The organism is Sporosarcina sp. CAU 1771, from assembly GCF_054482775.1.
Genome location: NZ_JBTLRN010000016.1, coordinates 1 through 18,608, shown reverse-complemented (window position 1 = coordinate 18,608; position 18,608 = coordinate 1). Strand labels below are relative to the sequence as shown.

Below are 18,608 nucleotides of genomic sequence, written 5' to 3'. Positions count from 1 at the left end.
TTACATTTACAATTCCGTCCGAACATAGTGGGAAATATAGTTTGCAAGATGGTCATATTCGTGTGGGCTCACTTGGTAGTCCAATCGGGGATCACCGAAATATTGACCCAACTGTAGGAGCAAACCCGAACTTTACGGCATCTGGAAGAGAAGGATACTATAGCATCTTCCCAACAATTACAATTATTGATGGTGCTGAAAGTAAAGTTGACACAATAGCATTACAAACAGCGATTGAGGAAGCTGAGCAAAACAAAGACTTAGTAAAAGTAAGTGTAGACGGAAAAGATATAGACACTACTGAAAATTGGGTAACACAAGCCGAATTAGACGCGTATGTAAATATCATTCTATCTGCCCAAAACCTGATTGCAGATGAAACAGCAATTCAAGAAAATATTGATGCGAAAGTTTTAGCGTTAAATCAAGCCACGGAAGCATTTAATAATGCTAAAAAGGCGGGGACAAAGGCTGCTGTACAAGCACCAACACAACAAGCATACGACACTGTCGGAAAGTACATGGTGGATAACCTACCTAATCCAAATTTCGGTAACGAGTGGCGGATCCTTACATTAGCTCGTGGTGAATACAAAGTACCGGCAAGCTATTATGACACTTATTATAATAATGTTGTTAAACATGTCGTATCCGTAAAAGGCGAGTTAGATCAAAATAAATACACCGAGTACTCTCGATTGATTCTTGCTCTAACTGCCATTGGAAAAGACCCGACAAATGTTGGCGGTTATAACTTAATTGAGAAATTGTCGGATTTTGACAAAGTTATTTGGCAAGGTATAAATGGCGCCTATTACGCATTAATCGCCCTTGATACTAAAGATTTCGAATTATCGAAAACGGCAACGACAACACGTGAAAAACTAATCAATCATATTTTAGATAAGCAACTTGCCAACAACGGATGGGCTCTATCAGGAGACAAAGCAGACCCTGACATGACAGCAATGGCACTCCAGTCATTAGCGCCCTATTACAATAGTAATCAAAAGGTAAAAGCTGCCGTAGATGTAGCATTGACCCAACTGGCTACTATGCAACTAGGAAATGGCGGATATGCATCACGGGGAACAGAAAATGTTGAAAGTGCGACTCAAGTTGTCACTGCACTTGCTAGCCTAGGCATTGATGCGAATAAAGATCCGCGTTTTAATAAAGTTATTTCAAATATCATGACTTATTACAATGCAACAGATGGAGGTTTCAAACACACTCTATCCGATACAAAATCGGATGCTATGGCAACTGAGCAAGCTGGATATACACTGGCTGCTTACAATCGTTTGTTAAACGGTCAAACAGCGCTATATGATATGTCCGATGTTAAGTTAGATCCTAAACCTGAACCTGGTGAAGAAGATCTGGAGATAACAGTTTCATCGGATGAATCATCCTTTACGCTTAAGGTGGATTCAACCGTAGCTGATTCTACTCCTGTTGTGTTGAAATTTGACAACGAACTTCCAAGTATCACCGCAGATCGCGCGGGTGTGAAATTGGAAATTTTATCGGAAACGTTAGTGGTAGGCGATTGGGATAAAAAAATACAAGCCCCAACTAAAAAGGAAACGACAGCTCAAGTTAAAGAAAGGATTGAAAGTGCGCTTGCTGGGAAAAAACTGAAAAATGTTACTGGACACATTAAGGTAGGCGGAAGCAAATCGATTGAGTTTAATCAGCATGTGAGCCTAACGTTTAGCAATCTTGGTTCAAACGAGGCAGGCTTTATAGATGTCGACGGCAAATTCACGTTAATACCAATGGTGAATGATCCGAAGAAAGAAGTTTATGCGTATCAAGATGGCAAAAACCTTATTATCAAAACGAAACATTTCACTGAGTTTTTAACGTTTGAAACGGAGGTTATAGAAACAGACCCGCCAGGTACGGGTGGCGGTGGTGGAACTACTGTACCGTCTACAGAAAAAGTAAAACTTTCCGTTGAAAAACGAACGATGGATGGTACGGATATCATCCAAGCAGTAGACGTCGAGCTTCAAAGTGGGGATACGGCGTTTACATTATTGAAAAGAGTAGTCGATGAAAAAGGAATTTCAATCGATTATAGTGGTAGCGGAACAGCACTATATGTACGAGCAATTCAGGGGCTAAGGGAATTTAATGGGGGACCAGAAAGTGGTTGGATGTATTCCGTTAACGGTACATTCCCAAATTATAGTGCCGGAAGTTACATCTTAAAAGATGGAGATGTTCTCCGTTGGCAGTACACAAAAGATCTCGGTAAAGATATCGGCGGTTATGTCCCTGACGGTGGAGAGGGGCCAACTCCAGAAACACAAGAAGTCACAGTCTCACCAAATCAACCATTTGTTTTGGATGAAAAACTTCAAGGCAATATTTCTACACCTGTTATCTTAAACTTTGGCACGGCTACTACCGAATTACCACAAGTAACAGCACCACGTGGCGATTCCGTATTAGAAATTTCACAAGGTACAAAGGTTACGTCGGCATGGGACGGTAAACTTCAAGTTCCAACGAACCAAAGTACGAGTAAAAGTGATCTTGAAGCGATTAATAAGGTATTGAAAGCAGTGGGTAAAGAAATACCGAAAGTAGACTTCCGAATAAAAGCCGGCGGAGATCAATCAATTAAATTTGATCAACATGTATCGCTTACGTTTAAAGGGAAGGCTGGATTAGAAGCTGGAATCATTGGCACAGATGGAAAGTTCGCGTTAATCGGAACGGATCCAAAAGCGGATGTTTACTATTATGTAAGTGGAAATGATTTAATCGTCAAAACGAATCATTTCACAGAGTTCTTGTTATTCAAATCAACGACTCAAAAGGTTGAGTTAACAGATATCAAAGGCCATTGGGCAGAAGAATATATCCAACAAGCAGCTGACCTAGGCATTATTAAAGGTCAGATGGATGGTACGTTCAAGCCGAACGCCGACTTATCACGTGCACAAGCTGCCTCGATACTTGTTCGAACGTTAGGTTTAGAAACAGAAGAAGCTGTACCGTTCAAAGATATCAGCGGTTATGCGGAAGAAACGCAAGCCGAAATTGCGGCGGCTTATAAATACGGTCTCGTTATCGGTCAGGCTGGAAACTTCAGGCCAAAAGATAAGGTGACTCGTTCTCAAATGGCACTGATGATTTACAGAGCATATGAGCAAAAAACAGGCAAGAAATACGTCACGTCACAAAAAGTAACGTATCCAGATATCGGAAACGTGGACAAAGAAACAGAAAATGCAATTACCATGTTATATGAGCTTGGCATTGCAACCGGTTCGGATGGTAAATATATGCCAGCGAACGCAACTGCAAGAGGACAAGCTGCAAAAATGTTTGTCAATTTCTTTGAACACATAAAATAACTAGAGAACAGTCTTGCATTCTATTTTTAGATGCAAGACTTGCTCTATTTAATGGAGGGGAATTATTTGAAGATGATTACTAGGATGCTTTCAAAACTAGCTATTGCGATGCTTCTTTTAACGTTGGTCATTACTCCGACAAATACAGCTAAAGCAAATGATACTACTATCACTCAAGTACGCCAGGCAATTGAAGAAGTTAGTGAATACATAACTAAATCCGGTGTTGAAAGCGAATGGGAAGCAATCGGGCTAGCAAGAGCAGGAAAGACCGTTCCAAAAGCGTACCATGAGAATTTCAATAGAAACTTGCAAGAACAGGTAATCAGTAAGTCTGGAAAAGGCCGCATGAAGATTACGGATGTTGAGCGTCTTGCGATTGCTGGGGTTGCTATTGGCAAAAACCCAATGAATATCGACGGCAAAGGATTTAACCTGATTGAAAAGATTTATAATAGCGAGTCATGGACGTCAGGTGAAGACAGCATTACGTTTCAAGGGAACAATGGTATCATTTTTGCTTTACTTGCACTTGATTCCAACGGATTTGAAGTTCCGAACACTGCAAAATGGACACGTGAAAAACTAATTGCAGAATTATTAATGCACCAAAAAGAAGAGGGATCCTGGAGCTTGTCTACTTCGAAAGATGGTGCGTCCAGCTTTGACATTACGGCAATGGCTTTAACGGCATTGGCACCTTATGATGATCAACCTTTAGTGAAGAACGCGATAGACAAAGCGGTCTCATTTTTAGCAAAATCGCAAGAAGCATCAGGCGGGTTTAATGAACAATTTGTTGGCGGAATTTCAAGTGAAGCAACGTCACAAGTCATCATTGGTTTGACTGCAAATAAGATCGACCCAGAAAGTGATTTATTCACAAAAAAAGGTGCGCATCTGATTGACCATTTATTGAGTTACCAATCCGAAGATGGTGGATTTAAGCACACAATAGATGATGCAGCTTCAAATGGAATGGCTTCAGAACAAGCATTGCAAGCATTAGTGGCATTCGATTTGTATGTAAAAGGCGAGGGGTCTCTGTATGATTTTACCGGTGAAACGGTAACGCCACTTCCAGAGTCGATTGCGTTTACAGATGTAGATGGCCACTGGGCGATAGAATTTATTGAAGATGCGGCTCAATTAAATATTATTAAAGGCTATCCTGATGGGAGTTTTAAGCCTGACAGTGAGTTGAAACGTGTTCATGCCGTATCTTTACTTGTTCGTGCATTGAATTTAGAAACTACAAAATCATCTCCGTTTAAGGATATTGGTGGATACCATAGTGAGACACAACAAGAGATTGCTGCAGCTTACCATCACGGACTAATTGTTAATCCGAATGGAAGTTTCAATCCGAACAATAATGTAACACGTGCGCAAATGGCGTTAATGTTGGAACGTGCATATAAAATTAAAACAGGTGTGAAATACCAAGCTACCGGGAAAGCACCATTTTCGGACTTTGGAAATGCAGACGAAGAAACAATCAATGCGATTTCAATGTTATATGAACTAGAAATTGCGTCAGGATCAAATGGTAAATACAATCCTAGCAACTCGACAACTCGTGCTCACGCAGCAAAAATGCTAGTCAACTTTTTCGAGAAACTAGACTAATAAGGAGAGAAGGCTAACCGTGAAGAATGCTGTCAAGTTGCTTAGGACCTTATTTGTTATTGCGCTTATGTTGTTTGTATTAAGTGCATGTGGAGCTTCCTTACAAAAACCGACGGGCTTAGAAAAGCCAATTGAACTGGAAGAAACGCCAGGTGAAGATCTTGATGAGGATGAAATAGAAAAAGTCGAAGTAGTGCCTGTAGAATCTGAAGAATCCCCAGTTGCTGAGACTAAGGTCGATTCCAAGGTTGAAGATGAAAAACCTTCTGAGCCAGTAGAGGTAGAAAAAAAGACTGCTGACCAAGTAAAGAATGAAGAAAAGATTGAAAAGAAACCAAGTGAACCATCAAAACCTATAAGTGGCGGAACAGGGACAACATCCAAACCTTCCGTTGATGATAAAAAGCCCCCAGTTGAAGCGGCTCCAAAGCCACCACCACCGGCCGAAAAACCAACTGAGAAACCTGCTGAACCGGAAAAAGTACCTGAACCACCGGCAAGCACCGTTACCTATTCCGTCGTTATTTCTGGAAGTGAAGTCCCCTTAGCGCCGACTAAAGTGGAAATCAGTGATGGGGATACGGTGTTAAAAGCATTAATTAACATTACTAAAAAGCACAAGATTCAAATGGATTATCGTGGTGGTCAAGGCGGCACGGGGTACATTGAAGGCATCGCAAATGTCTATGAATTTGATAGAGGGCAAGGAAGTGGCTGGATGTACCGCGTGAATGGAATTTTCCCTGACCGTGGTGCAGGTGCAGTCAAGTTACAGGCAGGAGATCGCGTTGAGTGGTTGTATACTACAAACCTTGGCGAAGATTTAAACGCGAATTTGCAACCTTTTCGCAGATGATGAAATCCGGCCTATTGTGTTCGAATTACATAGTAGGTCGGTTTTTCGCTTGAATTATGAACGAAATTTCGTTTTATGAAAGACGGTGTACCAATATGGAAAACGGTTTTCGTGGCTACCATCCGTTTGTACTATTTTCCTATTACGTTTGTGTGGGTGTGATCGCACTATTTGTGAATCACCCACTTTTTTTACTCATTGCTTGTCTTCTTTTAATCGCTGTGAACATTGTACATGACAGGGGAGAGTCGCTTAAGAAGTGGGCTCCAATGCTTGTCATTATGAGCGCGCTTATTATTCTAATTAACCCATTTATCAATTCAAGAGGGACGCATATTTTCTTTTATTTCCGCGGCAAACAAGTGACTCTTGAAGCGACGATGTATGGGATTGTGATGGCCTTATCTTTGGTTTTAATTTTGCTCCTATTTATCTCCTTTAATTTAATTCTAAATGGGAATAAGTTTTTGTTCGTGTTTTCTAAATTTCTGCCGAAAACAGCATTTTTAACAATGCTTGTCATTCGATTTGTACCCTTATTAAAAGGGAGATTGGATGAAATCAATGACGTGCAACGCATACGAGGGATGACGATGTCGTCTGGGCCGTTAAAAGACCGTGCGAAAAATGGGATGGTCATGATGCAAATTTTGCTAACGTGGTCGCTGGAAGAAGCGATTGAAACGGCGGATTCGATGAAGTCCCGTGGCTATGGTATTGGAAAACGAAGCCCTTATGTTCCCTACAAAATGGATGGTCGGGACAAAGGTTGGCTAGTTGCACTCGTGTCGCTTTTTACAATGTGCATGGCAGGTGGATTTTTAGGCTATGGAAAAATCGTCATTTATCCGGAACTTGGAACGCTTCAATTTTACGCAATCGACTGGATTATGCTTGCAAGTTTCATAGTATTGCTGTCGTTTCCGTTACTTGTTGAAGGGAGAGAACAACTCAAATGGAAATTTTCAATCTAAAAAATGTGTCTTTTGCTTTTCCTGAAGCGAAGTGGGATGTGCTGAAAAACATCAACTTGACGGTGAACGAAGGAGAGTTTGTTGTATTATGTGGCCCTACAGGCTGTGGGAAAACAACATTGCTTCGTTTATTGAAAAAGGAATTAGCACCAGTTGGCGACTTGACTGGAGAAATCTTGTATAAAGGAACCTCTTTAGATGCGTGTGACGAACGGATGTTAATTGAACAAATTGGGCTTGTGTTTCAGGATCCGGACAACCAAATTGTGATGGATGAAGTGATGCAAGAAATTGTATTTGGATTAGAAAATCTAGGGTATTCCAATTTTGAAATGCGCAAACGCGTTGCTGAAATGGTTCACTTTTTCGGTATGGAAGATTTGCTCAGGTTGAAGCCATCTGAACTATCGGGCGGACAAAAGCAGATGCTTAATTTACTATCGGTTTTACTGTTGAAACCAACCGTTTTGTTGCTGGATGAACCGACGTCTCAGCTAGATCCGATTGCAGCGAAAGATTTGATTAGCATGCTGGACCGCTTAAATAAGGAGATGGGGATGACGATCATTCTGATTGAACATCGTTTGGAAGAGTTATTCGGCGTCGCGGATCGTATCCTAATGATGGATAGCGGAGAAATTGTTCGTGAAGGAACGAGTAAAGAAGTGATTCATGAACTTTATTCGAAGAAAGACGAACGGTTCATTCCTTATGTCCCTTCGATTTCCAGGTTGTACATGGAGTTGGAAAGCTCTCCTGAATTAAGTAAGATTCCGTTAACGGTGAAAGAGTGCAAAGGTTGGCTTTCTACAAAGGAGTCAAGATCTTTAGGCTATTCAATTGAAAAAGTAGGTGAGGTGCGAAAGAATATTCCTTTATTGGAAGTGAAAGATGTTTATTTCCAGTATGGAAAAAAGACGCCGATGATCTTAAAAAGTCTTTCTTTGCGAATCAATAAAGGGGAATTCTACGCGCTCATTGGTGGGAACGGTTCGGGGAAAACGACAGCGCTCAAGGCGTGTATTGGAAGTGTGAATCCGCAACGAGGAACGGCTCGTTACGACGGGAAAGAAACGAGTAAGTTAAAAGGGAAAGAATTGTACGAGAAAATAGCGTATTTGCCACAAAATCCAAGAACGTATTTCATGCATGATACGGTTGAAAAAGAAATGAAAGAAGCTGTATTGCGTCACGGGATTGATAACGGAGATGCAGTCATTTCGGAGTTATTAGAGCTCTTTGATATTGCGCATTTGCGCGAGCGTCATCCGTACGATTGTTCAGGAGGGGAAGTCCAAAAGGCAGCTCTTGCTTGTATGTTGATTGGGAAGCCGGAGATGTTGTTTATCGATGAACCGACAAAAGGATTGGATCCGATTTCGAAACAGCGTTTTTCAGAAGTGTTGTCAAGATTACATAGCGATGGTTTGACGATCATGATGGTGACGCACGATATCGAATTTGCTGCGGCGAATGCGGAACGATGTGCGATGATGTTTGACGGGGAAATAACGGTGGACGGCACGCCGGATGAGTTGTTTAAAGGGAATTACTTTTATACGACAGCCATTAACCGCGCGACGCGAAGGAGTCAAATGCCTGAAGTGCTGACGATTGAGGAGGCGCTTGCGACATGGTCCGTTCCCGTAAGTACCTATTAATTATATCTATTCTTATGTTGCTCATGCTGGTCGTTTCGATTGTGCTCTTTAATTATAAAGCATATTTATTGTTGAGTTTGCTGATGATTGGGTGCATCATGCTGCCGTTTTTTGCGCGATTTGAAATGCGGGAAATTGCGGTGCGTGAAGTGGTCATTTTAGCGATGTTGGCCGCCATTGCGGCAGTGAGTCGCATACCGTTCGCGGGGATTCCAAGTGTCCAACCGACATCGTTTGTCATCATTATGGCGGGACTTGTTTTCGGGGCGGAATCAGGTTTCATCGTCGGAGCGGTTGCTGCGGTTGTTTCGAATTTTTTTCTTGGACAAGGGCCGTGGACACCGTGGCAAATGTACGCCTGGGGCATGATGGGGATGAGTGCCGGTTTGCTTCGAAATGCGTGGTGGATGAGAAAGTTATGGGGCAAAGCTGTGTTTGGCTTTGTATGGGGCTATCTATTTGGCTGGTTCATGAACATGTGGATCATCGTCGGCAATGTCGAGAACTTCACCTGGGAGTTTTTAACCGGCGTTTACGTCGCAAGTATTTACTTCGACCTCGCCCACGGCTTATCGAACGTATTCTTTCTCATCGTATTCGGTGCGAGTTGGATCAAAATATTGGAGCGTTTTCAGAAGAAGTATGGATTGTTGGATGCTGCAGGGTGAAGAATGTCTCTACGGGGCATTCTTTTTTTGGTGCGCGATATATCGGCGTATGTGGAGTGTATATCGTCGAGTTCCCGGCGGATATCGGCGCTAACTGTGATTATATCGGCGCAACCACACTACATATCGGCGAATAGTGAGTAAAGACCTAACTAAAACCCCATAAAATCCTAGCATTTTCAGTGGCTATACTGTCTGCTTGTATAAAAATATAATGTTTTCCCGTTTAATTCCAAAATCCGTTATCATTAGAGTGAAAGGAAGTGCATCGGTATGGATATGAAGATATTTATCGTTGAGGATGACCAGGCTATATTTGATTCATTAAGAGAAAGATTCCAACAGTGGTCGTTCCACGTTTCAGGCCCGACAGATTTTCACGACGTCATGCAATCCTTCATTAAACAGAAGCCGCATCTTGTCATTATGGATATTCAACTCCCGGCTTACGATGGATTTCACTGGTGTCGCGAAATTCGAGCGATTTCCAAAGTACCAATCATATTTCTGTCCTCGCGCGATCATCCGATGGACATGGTAATGGCGATGAATATGGGTGCGGATGATTACGTACAAAAGCCGTTTCATACAGACGTACTTCTTGCGAAATTACAGGCTTTGCTTCGGAGAACGTATGCATACGGGGAAGAGGCGCCCGATGTTCTTGAGTGGAACGGTGCGGTGATTGATATGAAACGGGGGTTAATTCGCAAAGCGGGTGTTGAAATTGAACTGACAAAGAACGAGTTTTTTATTCTATTGGTTCTTGTTCAATCAACTGACGAAATTATCTCGCGTGATGAACTCATTCGTAAATTATGGGACGACGAACGATTTGTGAACGATAACACGCTAACAGTGAACGTCACGCGCCTTCGTCAAAAGTTAACCGAACTCGGGCTGGGCGAAGCAATAGTGACGAAAAAAGGGCTTGGTTATATGGCAATTAGCTTGTAGGAGGGGTGCGCGATGTTTCTAAACTATTTGAAGGACATGAAAAGTTGGGTTTTATTTTTTATAGTGGGCCTGGCACTTGCCGATCTACTAATTTGGTTGGATAAAGGTATGGATATGAAACTCACATCTGTTCTTTATTTCAATATTCTACTCGCCACTCTTTTTGTGCTTTTCGTCGTCTTGCGATTTTTTAAGGAAACACGATTTTCAAAAGAGCTTTCCATATTGGTGGATGAACCGGTGTTTGATTGGCACGAAGCATTGCCCGAAACGACCTTTGCACGCGATGAAGTCGTATCGGAAATACTTCGGAAAGTGGCTGTTTCCACCTCAAAAGAACTCTCCTATTTAAAGCGGGAAAGCTTAATCGAAAGCGATTATACAGCGGCTTGGGTGCATGAAGTGAAAGCGCCACTTACCGCGATGAAACTTGCGCTTGATGGACAACCAAAAGATCCGTTTGTGCGAAAGATCGAAGCGGAGTGGCTCCGTGTCCATTTGTTAATCGACCAGCAATTATACATATCTCGCTTACCGACACTTGAAACGGATTACGTTTTGGAGCCAATAGATATTTATCGGTTGGTCACCTTCGAAGTGCGCGAACTTGCTTCGTGGTGTTTGGAAAAAAACATCGCCATCGAGTTTGAAGGGGAAGGCATAGAAGTCACTACTGACGTAAAATGGTGCCGTTTTATCATCCGTCAATTGTTAACGAACGCAGTAAAATACAGTCCGATTGGGGGAACAATTACGATAACTGCTCATGTTAATCCAACCGGAAACACGGTCCTCGCAATCAAAGATGACGGCCCGGGGATTAAAACGCATGATCTACCACGCATATTTGATAAAGGATTCACGGGCAGCACAGGAAGGCTACATAACGCAGCAACTGGACTTGGTTTGTACTTGGCTCAAACTGTCGCAACGAAAATAGGCATTACACTTCAGGTGCAATCTGAATCGGAACAAGGAACGAACTTGTATATGACATTTTCCACAGAAAATGAATTTGATAAAGTGTTGAAATGACCGGTTTGATTTATATCGGCGAACTTGTGGTGGATATCGGCGTGTAGAGGTCTGATATCGACGAACCTGTTGGGTTTATCGGCACATTGTGGGCGTATATCGACGCATCTTCACACTATATCGGCGAATCATTACTTAAGTCCCGTCCAAAACCTTATGCAAAGTGACAACAATGTCACCTTGCCGCACCTATTTGTCATGACAATCAAACGACCATCTCCCAATCACGCGGTAAAATTAAGACAGGATCAAGAACAGGGAGGCATTACAGATGGAAAATCATAAAACAGTGCTGCATGCAAAAAATGTGAGGAAGTCATTTGGAACACGAGGAAATGTGCAAGAAGTATTAAAGGGAATCGAACTTCGTGTCACAGAAGGCGAGTTTGTTGGAATCATGGGGCCATCTGGCGCAGGAAAGACGACATTACTCAATGTGTTGGCAACAATCGACCGCGCCACTGAAGGTGCAATCTTAATTGATGGAACCGATATTTCGAAAATGAAAAACGGAGAGCTGTCGACATTCCGTCGCGATAAGTTAGGCTTCATCTTCCAGGATTACAATCTTCTCGACACACTCACATCGAAGGAGAATATTTTACTTCCGATTTCATTAGGAAAAGTAAATCGAAAGGAAGCGGAAGCACGGTACAAAGAAATTGCAACGATTCTTGATATTACGGACCTTGCGAACAAATATCCTCATGAACTTTCAGGCGGACAGAAACAACGGACATCGGCGGCACGTGCGTTAATTAACGAACCTTCAATGGTTTTTGCGGATGAACCAACTGGGGCTCTTGATTCAAAATCAGCGTCCTCACTTCTCGGAACGATGGAAGATGTGAATAAAAAGCGGGGTGTCACTATTATGATGGTGACACATGACGCCATTGCATCGAGTTATTGCAGCCGTGTTGTTTTTTTGAAAGATGGTCATATTTATTCAGAATTGTACCGCGGGGATAAAACGAGGCAAGCCTTTTTCCAGGACATCTTAAACGTCCAGGGCGTTCTCGGGGGTGACAGCGTTGACTCTATTTGACCTTGTCATTCGCAGCATGCGGAAGAATATTAAGCATTATTATCTTTACTTTTTTGCACTTATTTTTAGCGTAGTTCTCTATTTTGTCTTTGCGACATTGCAACACGATCCTTCAGTAATTGCACGTTCGGGAGGAAACATGGGTTCAGCATTTTTCGTGGCGGGGATTCTCTTATTGTTCATCGCGGGGATTTTTGTCGTTTACGCAAATGCCATCTTTCTGAAAAGACGAAGCCGTGAAATCGGTTTGTATCAATTAATTGGCTTGTCCAAAAATAAAGTAGCACGCCTACTTATCCTTGAAAATATATTGCTAAGTACGGGTGCGCTTGTAATTGGAATAGGCATAGGAATGCTTGTATCACGTTTGTTTTTACTTTTACTTATGAAACTAATCGGTCAAGACGGTTTTATAACTCTGTCGTTTTCATTTACAGCAGTCGTTCAAACAATCGTGGTTTTTATAGCGATTATCACACTCACTTCCATTCAAATGTTGTTTACTGTTCACCGAAGTACGCTTATGAGTTTATTCAATGCGGATAAACAAGGAGAACATCCGAAAAAACCGACAACGTTTATAGCAGCATCCTTAGCCTTGTTAGGAGTTATTCTCATCGGATTTGGATATTGGTTATCCGGAGATATGATGAACGAATGGTTACTTTTGAATATGCTAGCTGTACTGGCGTCAACAATACTTGGGACGTATCTGGTATTTCGCGTGACGATTAGTTGGTTGTTTTATCAAATTCGATCGAGAAAACAGGGACATCTTGGGTTGAATACTAGTTTGTCGATAGGATCTCTTATGCACCGTATGAAAGGAAATGCAAACTCGCTGACGATTATTACGGTTTTATCCGCGATGACGTTGACGATGCTTGCGGGGGCATATTCGCTGTATTATTCATCTGAAAAAACATCGCGGGCAGCAATGCCTTTCGATTTTACATTTACAAATTATCCACATGAGGAAGAATTAGCCGAAGAATTTGCTGAAGAACTGAAAGCAGCGGGTATTGATTTCAAACGGGCATCTGTTGAAGCTTTTGATACAGGAGGATTTCTCGATGTATCGATTCCTTATTGGTCGGGTGAATATGGTGGGCGCCCTAGTGTTTCATTTTATGTAGCGGAACAATTACTTGCAGCGGGAAAAGATGTAGAAATTCCTGAAAAGGGCAGCGCGATTTCCTATGATATCAACTTGTATTTTGAAGCAAAGCCTGAAAAGTTTCCGACTACGTTGACGATTATGGAAAATGATATGGAATTTCCGATGCAAGTCGTTGCTGTCGAAAATGACAGAGTAATGAATGGTAATATGGGCGGGAGTCAAATGGTTGTAAGTAAAGAGACGTTTTCTGAGTTGCAAGAGCATCTCGTAACTGAAGAGGATGAAGCTTGGACGTTAGTCATCGAGACATTTCAGGTGTTAGATAATGCACAACTTGCCAAAGCGTCTAGCATTTACATGCAGGATAAATATGCAGGGGATGGGCCGATGGATTTTCGTTCAGATTATTATACGCTCAATCAAAATGCGATCCAGACAAACGGATTGCTCATCTTCATCTCCGGATTCTTAGGTCTTGTGTTCTTAATTTCAACGGGCAGCATTTTGTACTTTAAGCAAATGACGGAAGCGGAGCAGGAAAAACAAAGTTACGCAACGCTGCGTCAACTCGGGTTTACAGTGAAGGACATTATGCATGGAATTATCCGTAAGCAGGTGTTCGTGTTCGGATTGCCGCTTTTAATTGGTTTGTGCCACTCTGTGTTCGCCATCCAAGCAGCAAGCTTTCTCTTTATGTCGGATATTATTGTGCCTGCTTCGATTGCAATGGGATTGTACGCATTGATCTATCTTGTTTTTGCTTTCTTGACAGTCGGTTACTATCAAAAAACAGTGAAAGCAGCTCTGTAATTTTTGAACTCTACCTCCACGAATCTTTTTGTGGAGGTAGAGTTTTTATTTTTTGGTGAAACGGGGGATTGTGGATATATCGGCGTATGTGGAGTCTATATCGTCAAGATCACAGCCTATATCGACGGTTGCACCGAGTTTATCGGCGCAAACCGGCCGTATATCGACGCAACTACACCACATATCGGCGAATAGTGAGTAAAGACCTAAAGATATGCCAGAGCATCATAGTATTTTCAAAAGCAATCCAGTTTACTGATCTAAGAATGCCTCTGGTGGAGTCGCTGGAGATATATCGGCGTATGTGGAGTCTATATCAGCGATTTCACAGCATATATCGACAGTTGCACCGAGTTTATCGGCGCAAACTAGCCGTATATCGACGCAACTACACCACATATCGGCGAATAGTGAGTAAAGACCTAACCGATATGCGACAGCATCCTAGTATTTTCAGAAGCAATCCAGTTTACTGATCAAGAATGCTTCTTGTAGAGTCGCTGGAAATATATCGGCGTATGTGGAGTCTATATCAGCGATTTCACAGCTTATATCGACGGTTGCACCAAGTTTATCGGCGCAAACCGGCCGTATATCGGCGCATCTACACTATATATCGGCGAATAGTGAGTAAAGACCTAACCGATATGCCGCAGCATCCTAGTATTTTCAAAAGCAATCCAGTTTACTGATCAAGAATGCTTCTTGTAGAGTCGCTGGAAATATATCGGCGTATGAGGAGTCTATATCGGCGATTTTACAGCTTATATCGACGGTTGCACCGAGTTTATCGGCGCAAACCGGCCGTATATCGGCGCACCCACACCACATATCGGCGAATTATGACTTAAGTCCCGACCCAAACACCAACAACACCATCAGAATACTTTTTTAATTGCCCCGAATGAATTTGGCGTGTTACGTTATACAAGTATATAATTCGTCAATTATTTATATTAAATTGATACTTTTCTAGAAATTTAGGGTATAAGAAACGTATAGAAAGAATGGAGTGTGTGTGAGATGATTATGGATGCTTTGAACTGGCTAGTTGGTCCGGCAAATAATTTTATATGGACGTATATATTAATTGGGTTTCTTCTACTAATCGGAGTGTATTTCACAATTCGAACGAAATTTGTGCAAGTGCGTTTATTTAGAGAGATGTTTCGTTTAATTGTTGAGAAGAAGGATAGCAACGATGGTGTTTCTGCGTTTCAAGCGTTCACAATTAGTGCCGCTTCACGAGTAGGAACAGGAAACGTCACGGGTGTTGCGTTGGCAATCGGTGTTGGTGGTCCAGGTGCAATCTTTTGGATGTGGATCATCGCGATTATCGGTATGGCAACAGCTTTTGTGGAGAGTACACTCGCACAAGTATACAAAGTGCGCGACGGGGATACGTTTCGCGGAGGTCCTGCGTATTACATGGAGAAAGCGCTTGGGTATCGGAAACTAGGAGTTGTCTTCGCGATTTTATTGACACTTAGTTTTGGATTCATATTCAACGCGGTACAGTCGAATACAATTAGTCAATCATTTATGGATGTATTTGGTTGGAGTGATTGGGCTGTTGGAATCGGCCTTGTATTGTTAACGGCTTTAATCGTTTTTGGTGGAATCAAACGTATTGTTAAAGTGACTCAATTTATTGTTCCGATTATGGCTACATTTTATATAGGAATCGCTCTTTTTATCGTTGTTATTAATATTACTGAAATACCAGCCGTTTTCACTTTAATTATTGAGCACGCTTTTGGAATTAAGGAAATGGTCGGCGGTGGAATCGGTGCAGCAATGATGCAAGGTGTTCGTCGCGGGTTGTTTTCGAATGAAGCCGGAATGGGAAGCGTGCCAAACGCTGCTGCTACTGCGAATGTATCGCATCCAGCGAAGCAAGGTTTAGTACAAAGTTTAGGCGTGTTTTTCGATACGATCATTATTTGTTCAGCTACAGCCTTTATTATTCTGCTCGCGGGTCTATATGATACTGGTGAACAAAGTGGAATTATATTAACGCAAGCATCCATGGCTGTTCACGTTGGATCATGGGCACCATACTTTATAGCGATTGCAATTACATTTTTTGGTTTCAGCTCAATTATCGGGAATTATTATTACGGTGAAACAAATATTGAATTCATCAAAGCACATAAGTCCTGGATGACGTTGTACCGAGTCGCTGTACTTGGAATGGTAATGTTCGGTGCAATGGCGAAAGTAAGCTTAGTTTGGGACATGGCAGACTTGTTTATGGGGATGATGGCCGTGCTGAACTTAGCGATACTGTTCATGCTTGGAAAAGTTGCGTTCAAAGTACTGGATGACTTTACGGTTCAGCGGCGTAAGGGACTAAATCCAGTGTTTAAGGCAAGCTCCATTCCTGGTCTCAAAGGGACGGAATGCTGGGAAGACGACGTTAAAGATGTGAAGTCGTAAGTTAAGTTGACAATATTAATGAAGGAACCCACTCGTATCCAACCAGGATGCAAGTGGTTTTTTTACTTTATACAACACAAAACGTACGAATTGGAATAAAAATACTTTTACTTTGACATAAACACTCGACAATCTAGTAGAATAGTAGTAATTAAAAAATATGAACACTGAATAGGTGAGGTCATGGAAACAACATCAATTGTTATTGGTGGGATTGGTCTTTTTTTATTGGGTATGATTTTAATGACAGATGGCTTAAAGGCAGTAGCTGGAGAATCGTTGCGGACGTTATTGCAAAAGTTTACAGGTGGTTTATTTACGTCAATCTGTTCGGGTACGATATTGACAGCAATCATTCAATCGTCTAGCGCTACGATGTTGATGACGATTGGGTTTGTTAGTGCGGGTCTGTTAACATTCACACAATCGGTAGGAATTGTTTTTGGAGCGAACTTAGGAAGTTCTACGATTGGTTGGATTGTTTCTTTTATTGGCTTGAAAGTTAGTGTCGGATCATTCGCGCTGCCACTAATTGGCGTCGGCGCGATTTGGCGTTTTTTATTTACGAAAAAGCATGCGGCCTATGGAACAATACTTGCAGGCTTTGGATTAATCTTTTTGGGGATTGGGACATTACAAGATGGTATGTCTGGAGTAGCTGAAGCCTTTTCGTTTAGTAGTTTAGACGGGGATAAGTTTTTGCACCAAATTGCGTTGCTCCTAATCGGACTTGTCATGACGGTTATTTTACAGTCTTCAAGTACTGCATTGGTCATTACGCTGACAGCTCTTGCTGCACAAGCGTTATCTTTTGAGCAAGCAGCACTACTTGTCATAGGCCAAAATATCGGAACGACTGTGAAAGCTTTCTTTGTCACGATTGGTGGAACGGTGCAAGCGAAACGAACGGCGATGGCGCATATTCTCTTCAACGTAATTGCGGGAGTTATCGCATTTTTAGGATTGCCTTTGTTTATTAAAGCGGTAAAATTCATAGGGGACAAGTTTTTGTCGGGCGATCAAACGATCATGTTGGCACTCTTTTCAACGCTGTTTTACATTGTAGGTATCATTTTAATCGTGCCATTTTTATCATTGTTCATCAAATTGATCACTCGGATAGTGCCGGAAAAGGGAGATTCCTTAACGAAGTACTTGGGAAGAAGTGTTGCAGCTGTTCCGCCGATTGCGATCGAAGCGATTCGAAGAACACTCATCCGTGTAACGCGGTCAATCGCGTTAGTAGGAGAAGAATTGTATGTGACAAAGCAGTTGTCACCAGCTATGATTACGCAACTTGAAGAAATTAATATAGCCTTGAATGAAACACGTAAATTCTCTTCACAAATCAGTGGTTGGTCAAATCGGGAAGGTGCAAAAGAGTATAACCAACAAGTGGCGCTTGTGCACGCGATTGATCATCTAGGCAGATTAGCGAAAGCGATTGGAGAGGAAGGCGCAACGGATGCGTTTAAACATGAAGATCCAACAGTAGTCAGGCTTTCAAGAGAAATGACGGATCAGTTGATGAGTTTCAAAGACTTATCGTATGAGCGCAACGTCGATTTATTGAAAGGATTAAAAGCGACATCATTGGAACTTGCCGACTTAAGAAGGTTAAATCGAAAAGAAATCATTAAGAAAACGGTCCTTCAACAAGCGGACGTCGATGCAGCAATTAATAAAGTGCACGCGCTTCATTGGATTGACCGAGTAGCTTATCACCTTTGGAGAAGCATGCATCACTTGGATAATTGCTTTGCTGTTGAAAACGGTGAAGAGTTAGATGAGGAATAGAACAGGGGAATTCAAAAAAACATAACAATTGGCAATCAGAACAAAAAAAGTACCTGCCTTATGAATTCATAAGGCAGGTACTTTTGTATTTTTTTGGTTGTACAATTTATGACGTTGGTGAAAGAAAATCCCCTTCTCTAATAAAAGAGAAAGGGATGGAATTTCACTAACGTCATTTTTTATAAATATATTGGATAAATCCTATTAACCGCTGATTTCCGTTCCGAGCGGACGCGTTCC

At 41.9% G+C, this 18,608-nt stretch carries 12 protein-coding genes; all 12 read left to right on the top strand.

The features are described from left to right. The coding region (locus ACXYMX_RS11195) for an S-layer homology domain-containing protein (RefSeq protein ID WP_459044322.1) at nucleotides 1-3,374 on the top strand (3,374 nt) is incomplete at its 5' end. 72 nt (nucleotides 3,375-3,446) lie between these two features. After that, entirely contained in the window at nucleotides 3,447-5,003 is a 1,557-nt protein-coding gene (locus ACXYMX_RS11190) for an S-layer homology domain-containing protein (protein ID WP_459044368.1), read from the top strand. Between the two features lie 19 nt (nucleotides 5,004-5,022). Next, nucleotides 5,023-5,859, top strand: coding sequence for a DUF4430 domain-containing protein (locus ACXYMX_RS11185; protein ID WP_459044321.1), 837 nt, complete (start codon nucleotides 5,023-5,025; stop codon nucleotides 5,857-5,859). 95 nt (nucleotides 5,860-5,954) lie between these two features. Continuing rightward, nucleotides 5,955-6,833 (top strand): energy-coupling factor transporter transmembrane component T, encoded by an 879-nt coding sequence (locus ACXYMX_RS11180; RefSeq protein ID WP_459044320.1) that lies wholly within the window; start codon nucleotides 5,955-5,957, stop codon nucleotides 6,831-6,833. Further along, nucleotides 6,815-8,494, top strand: coding sequence for an ABC transporter ATP-binding protein (locus ACXYMX_RS11175; RefSeq protein ID WP_459044319.1), 1,680 nt, complete (start codon nucleotides 6,815-6,817; stop codon nucleotides 8,492-8,494). Before ACXYMX_RS11180 ends, ACXYMX_RS11175 begins: the two co-directional genes overlap by 19 nt. Then, entirely contained in the window at nucleotides 8,467-9,162 is a 696-nt protein-coding gene (locus ACXYMX_RS11170; RefSeq protein ID WP_459044318.1) for an ECF transporter S component, read from the top strand. The genes ACXYMX_RS11175 and ACXYMX_RS11170 overlap by 28 nt, the downstream gene beginning before the upstream one ends. Before the next feature lie 273 nt (nucleotides 9,163-9,435). Beyond that, nucleotides 9,436-10,119: a response regulator gene (locus tag ACXYMX_RS11165; protein ID WP_459044317.1), complete on the top strand. Its 684-nt coding sequence runs from the start codon at nucleotides 9,436-9,438 to the stop codon at nucleotides 10,117-10,119. Between the two features lie 12 nt (nucleotides 10,120-10,131). Continuing rightward, nucleotides 10,132-11,154, top strand: a complete 1,023-nt coding sequence (locus ACXYMX_RS11160) for a sensor histidine kinase (RefSeq protein WP_459044316.1) — start codon at nucleotides 10,132-10,134, stop codon at nucleotides 11,152-11,154. Nucleotides 11,155-11,425: 271 nt separating this feature from the next. Further along, on the top strand, nucleotides 11,426-12,202 hold the full coding sequence (locus ACXYMX_RS11155; protein ID WP_459044315.1) for an ABC transporter ATP-binding protein: 777 nt from the start codon (nucleotides 11,426-11,428) through the stop codon (nucleotides 12,200-12,202). Next, nucleotides 12,180-14,132: an FtsX-like permease family protein gene (locus ACXYMX_RS11150; RefSeq protein ID WP_459044314.1), complete on the top strand. Its 1,953-nt coding sequence runs from the start codon at nucleotides 12,180-12,182 to the stop codon at nucleotides 14,130-14,132. The genes ACXYMX_RS11155 and ACXYMX_RS11150 overlap by 23 nt, the downstream gene beginning before the upstream one ends. Nucleotides 14,133-15,155: 1,023 nt before the next feature. Beyond that, nucleotides 15,156-16,571 carry an alanine/glycine:cation symporter family protein gene (locus tag ACXYMX_RS11145; protein ID WP_459044313.1) on the top strand — a complete coding sequence of 472 codons (1,416 nt, stop codon included), beginning with the start codon at nucleotides 15,156-15,158 and terminating at the stop codon, nucleotides 16,569-16,571. A gap of 183 nt (nucleotides 16,572-16,754) precedes the next feature. Beyond that, a complete protein-coding gene (locus tag ACXYMX_RS11140) occupies nucleotides 16,755-18,368 on the top strand; it encodes a Na/Pi cotransporter family protein (protein WP_459044312.1) in 1,614 nt (537 codons plus the stop codon). Nucleotides 18,369-18,608: the final 240 nt, after the last annotated feature.